The 17,499-nt window shown below is 56.3% G+C and carries 14 protein-coding genes; 9 read left to right on the forward strand and 5 right to left on the reverse strand.

Annotation, left to right across the window (positions count from 1 at the left end; all coding sequences use genetic code 11):
• Positions 1-51 precede the first annotated feature (51 nt).
• The 9 genes from FHS27_RS16065 (at position 52) to FHS27_RS16105 (ending at position 12,787) form a co-directional block, all read left to right on the forward strand.
• Positions 52-2,310, forward strand: coding sequence for a hypothetical protein (locus FHS27_RS16065; RefSeq protein WP_184305918.1), 2,259 nt, complete (start codon positions 52-54; stop codon positions 2,308-2,310).
• Positions 2,307-4,319, forward strand: a complete 2,013-nt coding sequence (locus FHS27_RS16070; protein WP_184305919.1) for a hypothetical protein — start codon at positions 2,307-2,309, stop codon at positions 4,317-4,319. Before FHS27_RS16065 ends, FHS27_RS16070 begins: the two co-directional genes overlap by 4 nt.
• Entirely contained in the window at positions 4,319-5,179 is an 861-nt protein-coding gene (locus tag FHS27_RS16075) for a MotA/TolQ/ExbB proton channel family protein (RefSeq protein WP_184305920.1), read from the forward strand. The genes FHS27_RS16070 and FHS27_RS16075 overlap by 1 nt, the downstream gene beginning before the upstream one ends.
• Entirely contained in the window at positions 5,179-5,970 is a 792-nt protein-coding gene (locus FHS27_RS16080; protein ID WP_184305921.1) for a hypothetical protein, read from the forward strand. The genes FHS27_RS16075 and FHS27_RS16080 overlap by 1 nt, the downstream gene beginning before the upstream one ends.
• An 8-nt stretch (positions 5,971-5,978) precedes the next feature.
• Positions 5,979-8,345, forward strand: a complete 2,367-nt coding sequence (locus tag FHS27_RS16085; RefSeq protein WP_184305922.1) for a multiheme c-type cytochrome — start codon at positions 5,979-5,981, stop codon at positions 8,343-8,345.
• Positions 8,346-8,394: 49 nt separating this feature from the next.
• Positions 8,395-9,465, forward strand: a complete 1,071-nt coding sequence (locus tag FHS27_RS16090) for a mannose-1-phosphate guanylyltransferase (RefSeq protein ID WP_184305923.1) — start codon at positions 8,395-8,397, stop codon at positions 9,463-9,465.
• Positions 9,466-9,582: 117 nt separating this feature from the next.
• Entirely contained in the window at positions 9,583-10,089 is a 507-nt protein-coding gene (gene rsfS / locus FHS27_RS16095; RefSeq protein ID WP_009095325.1) for a ribosome silencing factor, read from the forward strand.
• 145 nt (positions 10,090-10,234) lie between these two features.
• A complete protein-coding gene (gene argS / locus FHS27_RS16100) occupies positions 10,235-12,250 on the forward strand; it encodes an arginine--tRNA ligase (protein WP_184305924.1) in 2,016 nt (671 codons plus the stop codon).
• Positions 12,251-12,406: 156 nt separating this feature from the next.
• A complete protein-coding gene (locus tag FHS27_RS16105; protein ID WP_009095322.1) occupies positions 12,407-12,787 on the forward strand; it encodes a hypothetical protein in 381 nt (126 codons plus the stop codon).
• Between the two features lie 65 nt (positions 12,788-12,852).
• Here the strand turns inward: FHS27_RS16105 and FHS27_RS16110 are convergent, their stop codons facing one another.
• From FHS27_RS16110 to FHS27_RS16130, 5 genes are all read right to left on the reverse strand, one after another.
• A complete protein-coding gene (locus FHS27_RS16110; protein ID WP_184305925.1) occupies positions 12,853-14,226 on the reverse strand; it encodes a NupC/NupG family nucleoside CNT transporter in 1,374 nt (457 codons plus the stop codon).
• Positions 14,227-14,267: 41 nt separating this feature from the next.
• Entirely contained in the window at positions 14,268-14,822 is a 555-nt protein-coding gene (locus FHS27_RS16115) for a phosphatidylglycerophosphatase and protein-tyrosine phosphatase 1 family protein (RefSeq protein ID WP_184305926.1), read from the reverse strand.
• Positions 14,819-15,652, reverse strand: a complete 834-nt coding sequence (gene panC / locus FHS27_RS16120; protein WP_184305927.1) for a pantoate--beta-alanine ligase — start codon at positions 15,650-15,652, stop codon at positions 14,819-14,821. Before panC ends, FHS27_RS16115 begins: the two co-directional genes overlap by 4 nt.
• 436 nt (positions 15,653-16,088) lie before the next feature.
• Positions 16,089-16,523, reverse strand: a complete 435-nt coding sequence (locus FHS27_RS16125; protein ID WP_184305928.1) for a bifunctional nuclease family protein — start codon at positions 16,521-16,523, stop codon at positions 16,089-16,091.
• Between the two features lie 111 nt (positions 16,524-16,634).
• A complete protein-coding gene (locus tag FHS27_RS16130) occupies positions 16,635-17,468 on the reverse strand; it encodes a TlpA family protein disulfide reductase (protein ID WP_184305929.1) in 834 nt (277 codons plus the stop codon).
• Positions 17,469-17,499: the final 31 nt, after the last annotated feature.

Raw genomic sequence — 17,499 nt, forward strand, 5'->3', positions numbered from 1 at the left:
TCAGGCGTCGCACGTGCTCCGCCGCGTGCCGCCTGGAGTTATCGCCCCTTGATGTTCCCGCTTCGACGCTCAACGAAAGAACCGGAGATCGATTGGCCGGCGCTGCTCGCACTTCTCGAAGACGATGATCGTCGTGCGACCATCGCTCGATTGGCGCCCACGCAGGGCCGCGAAAGTTATCTGATGGCGTTGCGGAGGATGCAGTCCTGCATCGTCGCGGAAACCCTAACCGCCGGACGCCGCCTCGATACCGCGGGACGATTGGTCGACCGACCGACGATCGCGGTCGCGGGAATGCTCAACAGCGGCAAGACCAGTTTGGTCAGTTCGTTTCTTAGCCCCGCCGGTCAGGCACGCACGCTCCGCGGAACGAGTAACCGCGAAGGCACCCATCGTTTCGTTCTTTGGTTGCCCCAGTCCTGGCGCATTGATGTCGAATTGTGGAGTCTACTGGTTTCTCGCATCGGTGATTCTCTCGGGCATCCTCCCGAGGACCTTTCTGAAGATCCGGCCGAGGCCGCCGCACAGTACAACAACCGAACAGGTGATCAATCTCAGCTGTCGGTTGCGTTGTTAGCGACCGATCCGGCGCTCGATGACATCGGTGTCGGCTTGCTAGATTGTCCCGACATCGTTTCGGATGAGGAACTCGGGTTAGGTTCGCCCCAACAACGCAAAGATTTACTCGGCCGCGCCGCAACGTTGTGTTCGGCGTTTCTTATCGTGACCGACGCGGCATCCTCACGTGATACTACTCTCGCGGATCTGATGCGGATCGCTTCAGATTTGATGCCCGGTGTGCCACGGATGCTGGCGGTCAATAAAGTCCGACCACGTCAAACGCCTGATCAAGTCCATGAGACATTCACGCCACTGAGTCAGAAGCACGGCGTGGCGTCAATTTACGCGGCGTACGATTATGACGTTCCCGCGAGTCGTCCGTTCATTCCCCATCGAGACGACGCGAGTTCGGATCGCCGGTTAGCGACATCGGTTGAATCAGGTGGGGCAACGCCGGACGCGACAGAGAACGCAAAAGATGTCGAGCCATTGCCGGTGTTCTTCGAAGTCTCGCCCAACCCGGACGAGAACCCACCCGCATCGATCAATGAACAACGTTTCCTGATGTCGTTGCCGTTAAAGCTCGATCGCGGCGTGTTGTTCGCGCAATTGCATCGGGCGTTGCGAATCAATCTCGAGAAAGTCATCTGGGATCGTGGGCTGGATGCGATTCGAAAGAACGCCGACGCATCGTTCGCGAAAACACGAGAGTGCCATCGTGTGTTGTTGGACGCATCGTTGGAATTCTTCGCGCACCGCAAAGTCGGTGGCGAGGTCATGGAACTTCGGTTGCATCAGAGCGAAAGGATTCTTCGGCAACTCTCTGAATCCTTTGCAGCGACGGCGCCGTGGTACGCCCGATGGGGTGTGAGATTGAATTCGACCATTCGCCGCTTCGTTGGAGGTGCTGGTGATCTGGTCCGGTCGTTAACACCGTCGGCGTTATCGCAAAAGGCCGCCGACGATATCAAAGGTCGGTTTCGTAGTGGCGAGTATGGTGGACTGATTGCTCCGGAAGGTTTGCTCGCCGAAATCGAACGGCACGGCGGGACGGTGGTCTTGTCGCATTATCGCGATCATCAAACTGATGCGGAACCAACGCCTCGGCAAGTTAACGATTCGGGGTTGTCGCTTGAGGCACCGGGTGCTGACACGCCGCCCGTGGACACAAATTATGCGAATTTGGCGAACGATGAAGCGTTGTTGATGCCGCCGATCGAGCGGGCGGTATTGCGTTTCGAGCAAGATGATTTCACGACCCTCGATCCGAGGCGGCTCGATGAAGCGATCCGGATGATGTGGTCTGAAATTCCGATGCACAAAAAGCTCGCTCACGGGCTCACACCGCTGGCAACGATCTTGGCCGCCTTTGGTGCGGCGTTAATGATTCCGATCGATTTCGGGCACAGCTTTATCTTGGCTGCGTCGATACCCGAACTTCTCGCTGCGGCGGGCCTCGGTGCTTTGGCGGCAATGTGGGCAGGGAACCAGGGGGCTCGCGAAGTCGGCCAACAAGCCGCCCGGCAACAGCTTTCGGACTTTCTCGCCGTGTTGTGTGATGAACTCGGTGTTGCCCGGCCGGACCCACCGATGAAGGTTCGCGTGGCCGGTCACGAGATCGCGCTGCCTGCGTCACGCATCAGCCGCAGTGAAACGAGTGGTCCGACGATGCCTGTCTATCGGGTGCGTGATGAATTCGTCAACGAACTTAACAAACTTCTGCCGCGAACATCGGGGATCAAAAAATGAGTGTCAATGATCCTCTTCCCAAAGGTGCAAACATCAGCGGCAGTGACGCCGGCGATCAGTTCGCCCAACACGTCCAGCGCGCCGCCACCCGTGTTCTCGGCGATAGTGAAGCGGGGATCGAAATTGTCGAGCTTTGCCGCCATCACCAAGAGGCTCGGTCGATGGTGATCGCCGATCGCGCCGACAATGCGACCGTCGTAGCGATTGTAGGAACGACCGGTCAGGGGAAATCGTGGTTAGCCCGGCAACTCATTTCGGATGCAACAATCTCCGCTGCGATCCGCAGTGGAAACAACCTTGACGAAGCCACCGAGAAACTCACGTGGATCGGTCCTCGTCCTCCGTCGGATCTCGATTCGCGACACGAGCGTTATTTGGCTTGTGATGCGTCCAAGATGCAATCGATCGGCGGTCCGTATTTGATCGTCGATGCTCCCGGCGCAACGGATGATCGACGTGCGATTGCGGGCGTAGCCGAACGTGCATTGTCTCTCGCGTCGGTTTTGATACTCGTCGTCCGACGTGATCAGCTTCGCAGCCAACGTGTCACCGGTCTCGCGTCGGCCTCCGAGGGCACGATCGTGATTCCGGTCGTGAACATGGTTGACGTCGACGAGTATTCTCCGGCGCAGTCGAATGTTGGTAGGGCTGATGTTGGTAAAGCGGAGGTGGACAACGACTTGGTCGCCGACATCGAGACTCTCGTTTCGAGACTCCGGTCCGTCGCCCCACAGAGCAACATCGCATCAGCGGTGATGATCCGTGATTTCGAAATCGATCCGAGAGGCGAAGATGTGATCGGTGGCGAGGCGGCTGAGCAAGTCGCCAAGGCGATCTCCGAATCGCTGCTGGAATCCGGTGGCGGCGACCATCGACGAGCGACTCGTTTGTCGGCCCTCGATGCGAGGTTCACCGCTGCGGTCGGTTCCGTTTTGACGAGCCAATTGCCGGAGTTGACCGCTGCGGTCGATCGACTTGATGCGGAAGCACGCCGGTTGCCGTCGCAAATCGCGGGCACACTGCTGGGAGGTGAAATCCCGTTGAGAGCAGCGATTCGCAGTCGTTTGCGGTTGTCGTTGTTGTCCGAGACGGCGGCGATCTGGTTTCCGTATCGGACGGTGTTGTCGGTATTGAATTTGACCCACGGAGCGTGGGATCGCGTTTTGTTATCGTTCTCCGGTTCGATCCCGTCACTCGTCGGTGCGGTTTATACCAGCGTCCAAAACATACGCGGCGGGCACGAGACGGCATTGGATCTGCGTAACGGACTGCGGCAGCGTGCCTCGACCGCGGTGGCCGAACGCCTCGGCCCGATGGCATCGCGATTTCGTCGCGAATTGCGTGGGCTGCAACGTTCCGGTGCCACCCTCGGCGACGCAACCACAGATGACGATTCACCGGTCGCGACGCTCGCGGGCGTCGACGCCTTGCAGGAAGGATCGCAAGCAGCGTTTGATGAAACGATCGAGCGAGAGAGCGTCTCGGGCGCGTTCGCATTTGTATCTGGCTTGATCGGTACCGCAATCTTTTGGGCGTTGATGGCAGGCCCTCTGGTCGCGCTTTACCGAGGTTACCTCGACGCGAGTTTCATCGCGATTGGTGACGTCACGGGTGTCTATGAGTCGAGCGGATCAGTGTCACCAGCAGAGGCAACGGACGCTGTCGCAACGTCAACGGCAACACACACGAACGATTGGTTGGAAAAGTTTCCGCATCCGAGTGCTGGGATGTTGTTGACGAGTGTGTTGTTGTCTCTGTTGCCGATGGCCATTTTTTCCATGATCGTGTTGTCGATCTGTCAGGGTCGCCGACGTATTGAAAAGATCGCTCGCTCCTTGAGGAATCAACATGACACGATGATTGACAAGCTGCAACGTGATGGTGTGTTGCGTCTGCGTTGGAGTGATCCGGTTTTGGCCGATGCGGAGTTTCTGTTGTCGATCGGGCGGATGGCGAAGTCATCCAATCATCAAGAGTCGCCCGCGATCACGCCGGGGGATCCTAGCTAATGCGGTTCGTTACCGAATCATTGTTGTTCTCGCAAACCAACACGACGCCGCCGCCACCGGCGACCGCGTCGATGTGGGAAATCGTAACCAGCGGCGGATGGCCCGGTCTGGTCATCCTGTTGGTATTGGTCTCGCTCAGTATCGCGGCTGTGTATTTGGTGATCGATCAGTTTCTCTCGCTCCGTCGTGCCGACATTCTTCCCGATGGTTTGGCAAACGAAGTCGCCTCGGCACTGCGTGAATCCCGTTGGGCGGACGCGGAGTCGGCGCTGCGGAATCGTCCGAGTGTGTTGGCGGGAGTGATCTCGTTGGCGCTTTCGAACCGTGAATTCGGATGGTCGGAGATGGAAAAATCGGTCGAGGATTCTCTCGTCGATCGTTCGGCTCAAATGCATCGACGGATCGATTATCTGTCAATGATCGCCAACTTGTCTCCCATGGTCGGGCTGCTCGGAACGGTAACAGGCATGATTTTCGCCTTTCGTCAGGTCGCCGCGACGCGGGGAGCGGCGGGCGCCGGAGACCTTGCCGAAGGGATTTACCAGGCTCTCGTAACGACCGTCGGTGGACTCATTGTCGCGATTCCAGCATTGGCGGCCTCGGGGATCCTACGGGCCCGCGTCGATGAATTATTATCAGAGGTCACGCGGCAAACCGAACGAGCGCTCTCACCGCTCCGGCGACGAACTTCGCCCGGAAACGCCACCGCGAGTCCGACGAGCCGGATCGTTCCGGTCGCTCCGGCGCAAATGAAAGGGACCAAAATCAGCTCGCCTGATCAAGCCGCCGCGCCGCCTCCGGGCGTTCCTTCCGATTCTCAACCCGTCATTAATCCTCGCACCCGATCACGCAAACAATAATGAATGGATTCTTCTGTGTTCCGATGAAAGCCTGCGAGCGATTCGAAATTGGCAAACTGGTTTTCGCGGGCTTGATGGTTCTCGTGACGCTGTGCGGCACCGTGGGAGCACAATCTCCTTCAATTGATTCACGCGCGAACGAGTCACCCAGTGCAGACGAACCCGGGGTGGGACCACCCGCGGCCGTCTCACCGGTGTTGACGCAATCGTCCGTACCCTCCGAATCGCCGACACCGCCCTCGCAACCTGCCGAGATTCCTGCTTCCGGCGATGTTCCACTTTCAGATATTCCTGAACCGATTTCACCGACGCCCGATCCTGACGCGGCGGAAATGATACTGAAGACGTTGAAAGGTGAGACGCCGCCCGCGGCACCCGGCGTGCTCAGCGACGTGCTCGATGTCATTCGCTCGCAGGGCAGTGTCCTGGACGGATCGAGTTTGGATATTGACGTGAACGCACCGTTAATCGAACCTCCGGTAGCCTCGCGCGGGGCATCCGATTTCGCACCGTCAAGTTTGTATGGTTCGCCACCAACCCAAACGGCATCTTCCTTCGTAGAGACGGCCGAGTCCCTTTTGCGTTCGGCGAGGATGCTCGAGTCGCTCGCCCCGATGCTCGAGGTGCCGGCCGGTCGCGAACACGTACCCGCCGGTCGCGAACCAATCCTGCCTTCACACTCCTTTCGCCACGAATCGGTGCACTCCGTTACCGAACTCGTCCGCCGCATGAGACTCCAAGCGACCCAGTTGTTGTTGCGTGAGTTCCCCGATGCGATCCAGCCCCGATAACAGCGTTCATGCCCAAACATTCTTCCCGATCCATTTTCACTCGTCGTCCTTGGACTGTGGCCGCGGTTGCCGTCGGTGTCCTCATCGCGGGCGGTGTGATGGCGGACTACTTTCGCGGGTTGCCCGCCGACGCTGTTGCGACGTACGTTGGACGCGAGGCGTGCGTGCAGTGTCACGAAACGGAGGTCCATGCGTTCACGGGATCGCATCACGACCTTGCGATGGATATCGCGACTGACGAAACGGTGCTCGGCGATTTCAATGATGTCACGTTTGTGAACGATGGCATCGAAAGTCGTCTGTATCGCGACGGCGAAAAGTTCATGGTGTACACGGAAGGCCCGACGGGCGAGATGGAGAATTTCGAGGTCAAGTATGTCTTTGGCGTCGACCCGCTTCAGCAATACATGGTGGAGTTTGATCGCGACGAAAATGCCGCCGAGGACGAAGTCGGTCGCGTGCAAGTCTTGAGAATCAGTTGGGATGTCAATCGTAAGGAGTGGTTCTATCTACGTCCGCCGGATGTGAGTGAAAAACTCAAACCAGGCGACCCGTTGCACTGGACCGGTATCGCCCAACGTTGGCAAACGATGTGTGCCGAATGTCACAGCACCGACCTCAAACGCAATTTTGATGTCGCGACTCAACGTTATCACACCACGTTTTCGGAGATCGACGTCAGTTGTGAGGCGTGTCATGGACCGGCGAGTCTGCACGTGGAGTTAGCGAACAGTAACTCACTCTTCTGGGATCGTCATCGTGGATTCGCGCTCGTTAATCTCAAAACAGAAGATTCCGCACCGCAAATCGAAACGTGTGCGCCATGTCATAGTCGGCGTGGTGTCCTCGACGGAAAAATGAGCCCCGGTGCGTCTTATACCGATCATTACAATCTCGAACTGCTGCGCAGCGATACCTACCACGACGACGGACAAATCAAAGACGAAGTCTACGTTTATGGTTCGTTTGTCCAGAGCAAGATGTATCACCAAGGGATTCGGTGCACCGATTGTCACGACCCTCATTCGCTCGAACTCAAACATCCTGGTAATGAGACCTGTACCTCGTGTCATCAACACGCGGCCGGAAAATACGATGTCCCGTCGCACCATCATCATGCCGTCGGTACCGAAGGGGCGATGTGTGTGAATTGCCACATGCCACATACGACGTACATGGCCGTTGACCCTCGTCGTGATCACAGTTTCCGCATCCCGCGTCCCGATCTCTCGGTCGAACTGAACACGCCGAACGCGTGCAGCGGTTGTCATGTCGAGGACCGGCGCAAAACACTGCCCGCAGAAGTTTCCGATGAACTGAAGCTCTATCAGGATTGGTTGCTCGCCGCGGCGCAAGGTAATGAATCGGTTGCGAAGGTGATTGCCGAGACGAACCAGTGGTGCGACGACGCGTGCGACAAGTGGTATGGCGATCAACGATTGAAACCGCCGCACTTCGCAGAGGCACTCGCCCCACTCAGAGCAGGCGATCGGTCGGGCGTCAGCAAGACATTACGTTTGATCGCCGGTTCGAGTACGCCTGCCAAGGACGCACTCACGCCTGTGATCGCTCGCGCCACCGCGTTGGACGAATTGGTGATGCAAGGTCATGGCGAAGCCGCCAAGGCGGCCCAGGTGTTGATAGCGGAGGGAGAACAGACTCCGGGGTCTGTCCATCCGATCCTTTTGGCGACGGCGGCCCGTGCGATCGGGATGCTCGGCGGAGGCGGGGCGATCGATCCGGGGGACGTTCAAAAGAAACTGTATCCGCTGATTTCGCATTCATCGCGTCTCGTGCGTAGCGAAGCGGCGCGTGGGATCGTCAATGGTGGTGCCTATCAAAGAGTTTCGGGACAAAAACGCAAAAATCTCGATCGCGTGCTCGACGATGTGAAAGACGAATTGATGTATGCGTCCGATCGTGCCGGTGCGCACATGGGATGGGCGATGTTGAGCGAACAACGGGCCCAATGGGCGGACGCGATCCGCGCTTATAGCAACGCCATGCGAGTCGAACCCGGCACTACGGGGCCACGCACCAATTTGGCGGCACTACTCGATCGATTGATCGAAATGTCCCATCAAGACAATTCGGTAATGGAGGTTCTGCAAGCCGTCGGGGGGGATGAAGGGGTCGCGGGCGCGCAGAAGAAGATCGATCAGTTGCGACGCGAGGAACTCCCGCTTCTCGCCCGTGATGCCGCACTCGCGCCGGGGATTGCTGACCTACAGTACCGGTACGGTCTCGCGTTGTATTTGTCAGGTGATTTGCCAAATGCCAGAAAGCAATTACAACGGGCTGCAGAGCTGGCTCCTGATGTTGAGCTTTTTAGTACAGCATTAAGAATGCTCGACGAACATATGAAGAATCAGTAGAGACTTCGCTTACACGACTCCTTCTATTCACTCTCACTGCAGAACACACATGCTTCACGCGATCATTATGGCAGGCGGCAGCGGCACACGATTTTGGCCCGCATCACGCCGGGCGACCCCGAAACAATTGTTGCCGCTCGCGGGCGAACGCTCGATGATTCAGGCCACCCGCGATCGTCTCGGTGCGGTCTCTTCGGCCGATCGAACTTACGTGATCACGTCAAAGGCTCTCGTCGATCCGGTTTGTGAACAATTGCCTGAACTCAATGCTGCGAACGTCGTCGGTGAACCTTGTCGCCGTGATACCGCTCCTTGTGTTGGATTGGCGGCGGTTTTAGTCGCCGCGGAAGATCCTGACGCGGTCATGTTGGTCTGCCCATCGGACCATGTGATCGAGCAACATGATCGATTCGCCGAAGCGGTCCAGCGTGGCGAAGCGGTGTTGAAAGAAAGCCCCGATGCGATCATTACGTTCGGGATTCGTCCGTCGTATCCGGCCGAATCGTTCGGCTATATCCAGCAAGGCGAGAAACTCGCCGGCCACGATGCGTTCGCGGTCAAATGTTTTCGCGAAAAACCCAATGCCGAAACCGCTAAGGAATACGTCGACGCGGGAACGTTCCTCTGGAACAGCGGTATTTTTATGTGGCGAGCGCAAACGATTTTGGATGCGTTGGCCAAACTCGAACCGGAGATGTATTCGCATTTGCAAAAGATCGCCGATGCAATCGGGACGGATTCCTACAGCGAAACGCTCCAACGCGAATTCGAAGCGATCGACGGCAAATCGGTCGACTACGCCGTGATGGAACGTCACAAGGAAGTCGTGGTGATCGAGGCACCGTTCGATTGGGACGACGTCGGCAGTTGGCAGGCGGTCTCGCGATTGCACCCCCATGACGAAGACGGCAACGCGGTTGTCGGGTCCCATATCGGAATTGACTCGAAAAACTGCATCATTCATGCCCGCCCCGGCCACACGATTGTGACCATCGACACTGAAGATCTGATCGTCGTTCAGACGCCCGACGCGACCCTCGTGGCGCCGCGAACGAGCGAAGAACGGGTCCGAGAAGCCGTCGCAGAGCTCAGTCGCCGAGAAATGACTGAATTGATGTGATTCGAGCCTTGGTGACACAATCCCCGGATGCGATACACTTAGCTATTCTCGATCGCACCGGGCGCGTCTGTTCGGAACGATCAATTAATCCAAATCAGTATTAAAAGTACGTTCGAATTGTCTGATCACCCCCCTGAAAACCCGGAAACGCCAGAAGACTCTGCCTCTGACGAACGAGCCGCTGCGGCCGAAAAGTACTCACCGCGTGGCAATCCGATGGAAACCCAGAGCCGCGCGATTCGGCCCCACGGGCTCGACGACGCGAGAAAACTCGCGACTGAGGCTGCTCGCGTTGCGATCGAAAACAACGGCAGCGACGTCCTCGTTCTTGACATCAGCGGCCAATCCGCTGAATTCGATTTCTTCGTCATCGCTACGGGAACCAGCCGCCGTCAATTGCATGCGATCAGCGAGCAGATCGACGACGCCCTCGAAAAAGGCCTCGGCGACCATCGCATGGGGATCGAGGGGTATCAAGAGAGCAGTTGGATCGTTCTCGATTACGGCAGCCTCGTGGTCCATCTCTTTGACGAAGACACTCGCGAATACTACGACCTCGAGTCGTTGTGGGCCGACGGAGTATCGATCCCTTTGGAAGATCTCGGTCTGACGCCAAACGAATAACGAGACGGCGCGAACCTCTTTCACTTTTGGCTCGATTCGACACTCCGGATCGCGGGGATCCCCTCATTGGGATACCTCCATGTCGGGTGAACCTTCTGTTCGATCGGGCGTTTTCTAACCTCTTCAACGCAATCACGTATTTACGATGAATCTATCCGTGTTACTTCGGAAGCGGTTCCACGCCGCGCTCACTGAACTCACCGATCAACCTGATGAGTACGCCGGCATGATTCGCGTCGCCGCCGACGCGAAATTCGGTGACTATCAGTCCAACGCGTGTATGCCGCTGGGCAAGAAAACCGGCCAATCACCTCGCGACGTTGCCACGAAACTCGTCGAGTCGCTCAAGATCGAGGACCTCTGTCAAACCCCCGAGGTCGCGGGGCCCGGATTCATCAACCTCAAATTGCGTGATGAGTTTCTATCCAACACGATCGCCGACATGCTCGGTGACGATCGCGTCGGCGTGGGAGTAACACCCAATCCGGAAAAGATCGTCATTGATTATTCGAGCCCGAACGTTGCCAAGCCGATGCACGTCGGCCATATCCGCAGCACCGTGATCGGTAACGCGTTGGCAGAGACGTTCCGCTTCGTCGGTCACCACGTCATTACCGACAACCATCTCGGCGACTGGGGAACCCAGTTCGGCATTATCATTTATGGATACAAACACTTCGGTGATCCTGATGTGGTTGCGGCTAACCCCGTCCCAGAACTCGCGAGCCTCTACCGGCTTACCAATCAGTTGATCGAGTATCAGAAAGCCAAAGCGTCACTACCAAAACTGAGCGAAAAACTCGCCGAAGCGGAATCGAACGCGAAAGAAGAAGCCGCGGCTGCCGAAGCAGTTGAAAAGGATGAAAAAGCATCCAATAAAGAAAAGAAGAAAGCTCGCAAGTCGGCCGAGTCGGCGCAGCGAAGAATCGAATCGGTTCAATCAGACATCGCGTCGACCCAAGCCAAGATCGCGGACGTCGACAATGATCCCAAACTCTCCGCACTCTCGGCCGAGCATGAAGATGTCCCCGCCGCGGTGCTGCGTGAGACGGCGAAACTCCATGAAGGTGATGCCGAAAACCGAGAGTTGTGGGAGAAGTTTCTGCCTCACTGCAAAGACGAAATCAACCGGATCTACGACCGACTCGGCGTCACGTTTGATCATACGCTCGGCGAGAGTTTCTATCATGACCGGTTGCCCGGCGTCGTCGAGATGCTCGATGGACTCGGCCTGACGACCAAGAGCGACGGCGCGGTCTGTGTGTTCTTGGATGGGTTTGATAGCCCCATGATTATCCAGAAACGCGACGGTGCCTATCTGTATGCCACCACGGACTTGGCAACATTGCAGTATCGCCATGAGGTGTTTGAGTGTGACCGAATTCTCTATGTAGTGGACTCACGCCAAAGCGAACACTTTGAGAAGTTCTTCGCGATGGCAGGACCGCTCGGAATGGACAATATCGAATTGGTTCACGTCTCATTCGGTACTGTTTTAGGCAAGGACGGCCGTCCGATGAAAACCCGCAGTGGGTCGTTGATCGGTCTCGAAAGCCTGCTCGATGATGCGGTAGCCCGTGCGAAAGATGTCGTTTGTAATCCCGAACGTTTGGCCAACATGTCCCCGCCTATGGGGGAAGACGAGCAAAACCAGATTGCCGAAGTAGTAGGTATGGGGGCCATCAAGTATGCCGACCTATCGCATCACCGAACCAGCGACTATCGGTTTGATGTCGACAAAATGGTTGCACTGGAAGGAAATACGGCAACCTACATGCAGTATTCGTATGCCCGTACACAGAGCATTCTGCGGCGTGTTGCGGAAGAGCAGAACATTGATGATATCGAAGATTGGGTCATTAAGAATGTGACCGCGGATGAAATACAGCTCCGCGAACCCGCCGAACGAGCACTCGCAATCGCGTTAATTCGGTTTGAAGAGGCTATTGAGGGAGCAATTGGTGCCTATACCCCCAATCAGTTGTGTGATTATTTGTTCGATACAGCGAAGTCATACAGCACGTTTAATGATGCGTGCCGTGTATTGGGAAATACAGATCCGGTAATCCTTAAAACCCGACTTGCGTTGGTGGTTGTCGCCGGACGCGTCATCAAACAAGGGTTGCGATTACTCGGAATTGGCGTCTGTGATCGCATGTAAAGGTGAACGTTCACACTCGGTTTATATATTAGGTAATTGACAAATGTCATGGTTTGCCTATTTTAACCGCAGTTCATCTCTACTAAGGGAATGTTGCGTGACGGCACGAATGCTATGTGAACGCAAACCCTTGCAAACTACAGACTGAAAGAAAACATGGCCAAAAAGAAAAGCGACGGCGTTAACAAGTCACAAGCGATTCGCGACTACTACGCCGCGAACCCAAAAGCGAAGCCGATGGAAGTTGCCGAAGCGATGAAGGCACAAGGCATCGACGTGACTGCTCAATTCGTCAGTACTGTTAAGTCCAACTCGAAAAAGAGCAAAACGACCTCGACTCGCGGTCGCGCCTCCTCACGGAAAGCCGTTTCGAAGAAAGCGGTTAAGAAGGCGACACGCCGTGGACCTCGCGCCAGCAAGGCGACTAGCGAAGTATCGCTGGATTCGCTTCTCAACGCGAAGAAGCTGGTTGAAGAAATGGGCGGCGTTGAAGGCGCTCGCAACGCACTGAGCGTTCTCGAACAATTGATGGACTGAGTTCGTTCTCATTCCGGGGCATACCGATCAAGAGCGAAAAGCGGAGACAAGTGTCTCCGCTTTTTTTATTGCATCATCAAACCGGCGATCGCACCGGTCATGCAACATGCCAGCAGCCCGCCGAACATCGCTCTTAAACCGAGTTGTGCCAATTCGGCTTTGCGTCGGGGGGCGAGCCCACCCACACCACCTACCTGAATGCCGATGGCGGCGAAATTACTAAAACCTGCTAACGCATATGTCAGCACGTGAGCCGTACGCACGCTAATCGGAGGATTTTCCGATTGCATCAGCTCGCCGAGTTGTTGGTAGGCGACAAACTCATTGGCAACGGTCTTAAGGCCAATCAGGCGTCCGGCCACCATGCATTCTTCCGCAGGGATTCCTAACAACCACGCGATTGGCCAACCCAGATAGCCGAGGATGACCCCGAGGCTGATTGCCGCTTCACCGGACGACGATACCCATCCGATCCAATCACAGAACGTCGCCAGTAACGTATCCACCAAAGCGATCAATGCTAGGAACGCGATTAACATGGCGGCGACGTTGATAGCGAGCTTCATCCCTTCGCTCGCACCTTCGACTGCGGCGCCGATCAGGTTGACGTTGTCACGCTCGAGTTCAATGGTGAGTGAATCGGCCGTGGTGGATTTGGGGCTCGCTAGCGATGACTCTTTTACCTCATCCATGTCCGAGTCGTTTGATTCGTTGGCTGTATTTGTGATGTCATCGCGGTCAGTATTGGCGAGCGTTGTATCGCTTTCGGGAACCATGACTTTGGCGATTAAGAGTGCCGCTGGTGCACTGATAACCGAGGCGGTCAGCAGATGGCTGATCTCGATCCCCATGCCTGCGTATGCACCTAGCAGGCCTCCCGTGACGGTCGCGAATCCTCCTGTCATCATCGCACACAGTTCACTGCGGCTCATTTGATTGAGGTAGGGACGGACGACCAGCGGCGCCTCGGTGTGGCCTACGAAAACGTTCGCCGCCGCTGCGAGTGTTTCGGGGCCGCTCGTGCCGAGCGTGAACTTCATCACCCATGCCATGGCACCGACGAGTTTTTGCATGACTCCGAGATAGTACAAAACGCTCATCAAGGAGGAGAAAAAGATCACGGTAGGCAGGACGCCAAACGCGAATGTCCTGATGAGTAGTCCGTCAAAGGGGGCGTCGTGACCTCCGGCGGTGAATAAGAATCCGCTGCCGACGTCAACATTTCTCATCACGGATTCAAAGCCCAACCCGATCTTGCGAAACAACCATTCGCCCGGCGTGGTTTGCAGAATCAAATACGCGAGTACGAGTTGCAGCAACAGCCCGCCGCCGACGATTCGGATAGGAAATCGTTTTCGGTCCGTACTCACCGCCCAGGCGATCGCGATAAAGGCAACGATCCCGAACAAACAGGTGACGCGTGATTGGATGTCGCTCAAGTGTCTTGCCCTGTTGCAGTGATTGGGAAACCGCCCGGAGTTTATTCTTGCGGTTCGTTGTCTTTCAGTTCGGCGATGAATTCATTCACCACCGCTCGTTCAGTCAAACGCGGGTTGATATGCGGTCGTTTGCTCAACAGCAACGCCTGGGCATCGGCGGCACTCATTTGACGGTATTGAATCAACCAACAAATCGCGACCGTGGCACTGCGTGCTCGTCCCGCTTTGCAATGAATGTAGACAATCTTACCTTGGCTGACATGCTCCTGCACAAATTCCACCCCCTGGCGAACGTTCTCTATCGTAGGGTGCGTGAAATCGACCGTTGGGATATGCAACTGTACAATTCCGTGGCGTCCGTATTCTTCGACCGGCCCGCCGTATTCTTCACACGTGTTGACGACCGCGCGGACGCCGATCGCCGCCAACGCGTTGACGTCGCGAGCGAATGGACGGGCGCCCACGATCACGTGATCATCGATAAAGTCCCACCAGTTGCGAATTTTGAGGACGCGGCCGAGCATCATGTTCCAGGCCAACGTCGGGTAAAAGACCGTACCGGCGTAAACGCGATCGTAGAACGAACGTTTCTTCATAAAATTCGATTATCAATCAAACGGGTGGTGCCGACGTGAGCGGCTACTAATGCGACGGCTCGGCAATCGACAACCTCAATCGGTTCGAGCGTATCGGCGTCGACTACGACGGCGTAATCTAATTTCGTGCACGCCGTCAGTTCGCTGCGCATCGCCTGTTCGAGCATGGCGACACGGGTTTCGCCCGAATCGCACATTTCGGCGGCCGTTGCGAGAGATCGTGATAACGACAATGCGATCTTCCGCTCATCGTCGCTGAGATACCGGTTGCGACTGCTCATCGCCAGCCCGTCGTGTTCCCGAACGATGTCGCATGGCACGATTTCGGTTGCGATATTGAGATCGCGAACCATGTGTTCAACGACCCGCAATTGCTGATAGTCCTTTTGACCGAAGAACGCGGAATCCGCGGGAATGATCTGAAAAAATTTGTTGACGACGGTCGTCACGCCGCGAAAGTGTTCCGGTCTCGATGCACCTTCGAGGGACATGCCTACGGGCGGCACAGTCACGTAGGTCCCAAAGCCTTCGGGATACATGATTTCGTCGGTGGGTAAGAACACCGCGTCGATGCCTTCGCCGCGTAACATCTCGAGGTCGCGATCGAGCGGCCGAGGATAGCGACTCAGGTCTTCCCCAGGTGCGAACTGTGTCGGGTTCACGAAAATGGTCGCGACGCACAAATCGCATATTGATTTGCCGCGTCGTACCAACGACAGGTGGCCTTCGTGGAGAGCCCCCATCGTGGGAACGATTCCGACTGTTTGTCCCTCACTTTGCCGTGCGCGACACCAGTCCCGCATTGGTGATATTTCGGTAAACGTTTTCAAGGCAATTCTTAACCAACAGCGAGCGATTGGAGTGTTTGATCGGAAGCAAACGGTAGTGGGCACGCGTGCGAATGACGCCGAATCGCGATCGATCGGTAATCACGAACCTGTTCACAACGCCAAGGCCCGTCCTTGATGGTGACAAGCCCTCGGTGGTGACGAAACCTCGGTCGTGACAAGCCCTCGGTGAAAACAAAACACCGACAGCGGCGCCGTGTGTTGAGGTTGCTAGCGATGGGCATGATTCTGAAAGAACCACAACTCGCGTCGGAAGGAACGATTCCGCTTGATTCGACAGCAGTGGAATCTACCCCAAAACACACGAATTGTTGAGCGGGCGTGAATCGATCCGAAATGCCCGACCGCGTTGAGACGCCAGGGCCGATCCGATTACCGTTCGGCATCTCGCGTCAATTCTCAGGTCGAACTTCCGAGGTCAAATCGATTCGCCGCCATCAATCGATGTGCCCGTGGCATCCGAAAGAACTTCTTCGGAAACGAAGATCGGCAGCGGTGGATCGTACGTGACCGCGACCGCAATCGCGTCACTCGGGCGAGCGTCCACTTCGATCACTTCGCCAACCGCGGTGCGCAGATGCAACTGCGCAAAATACGTGTGCTCAGAAAGGTCGCTAATCACGACTCGTTCGACAACGGCATCGAGGGCCTCGGCGACCGAGACGATCAGGTCGTGTGTCAACGGACGTGGGGGGACGTAATCTTGTTTGACACGGCGGTCGATGTTGGTTGCTTCGAAAATTCCGATCATGATCGGAAACTGACGCTCGCCTTCGACTTCCTTCAGATAAATAACTTGATTATCGGTTAGCTCGGAGATGATGATCCGAGCAAGTTGCATTTCGACGCTCATTAAATAGTCCGTCAAAGGATAGCGGTCGGAAATAAAATTCTGCTCACTGACAGTATACTGCGTCAATCGCGAGAGGAGAGAGTTTGAGTGCCAACCTTTTAAGAGATTTGCTCACTCGTTCGGTTCACTAAGCAATTTCTGAACCAGCGGAATGACGTCGTGTTCATAATTGAAACTGCCGCCGGAAACGCCGTCGGTAAATCGAGCGGCCAGGTTACCCTGGGAATCGTAAACCAGTACCGCGGGTAGCGACGCAATCTCGACAGATTTAAACACGTCTTCACTCTGCGTTTGTGACAGGTAGTTTGGAAACGTCGCCCCGACCGCCGACAGAAATGATTCAGCCCGGTCTTCGTACGACTCAGCCGGATAGCTTTTTCGCCCGTCAAAATCCAGGTTCACGCCGATCGCACGTACGCGTTCGGGATACTGCTTCTGCAGCGAGACGAGCTGAGGGTATTCCCGCAAGCAAGGGATGCAGGCGAGTGACCAAAAATCGACAACCGTCACGGTACCCGTTTTCGCAATCTCGGCATGGATCTTTTCCCAGTCGCCATAACGAATGTCGGTCGATGGGGGTTCCGCTTCGGTGTTGACCAGTTGCACGGCATGAATTTGGCGAGGGGCCGACATCGCCGACGGTTGCAAATCATCGGGAAGCTGCATGCCTTTACCTCCATCGATGCCTCCCGCCGCGTCGTCTGATTGCTCCGGTTCCATCGACAATGGGACGTCGTCGGGCAGCATCATGCCCTCGGTTAGCGGTTTGGTGTTGCCCTCAGTGGCGGGGGCGGATGGCGCCGCGGCGGCCGGTGCGGTGGGAGCACTTTCTCGCTCCCCGCCGCCGCATCCGACCGACGCAATAAGAACGACTGCGGCGACCAACGTTTTCAGTGGAAACTGTTCTTCAGAACCAGGGTGCATTTTTTGCAATTTTCGATCCATCGCTTGACTCGGTTTTGAAAAGAGAGATGAG

Source organism: Aporhodopirellula rubra, from assembly GCF_014192335.1.
Classification (GTDB): Bacteria; Planctomycetota; Planctomycetia; order Pirellulales; family Pirellulaceae; genus Rhodopirellula; species Rhodopirellula rubra.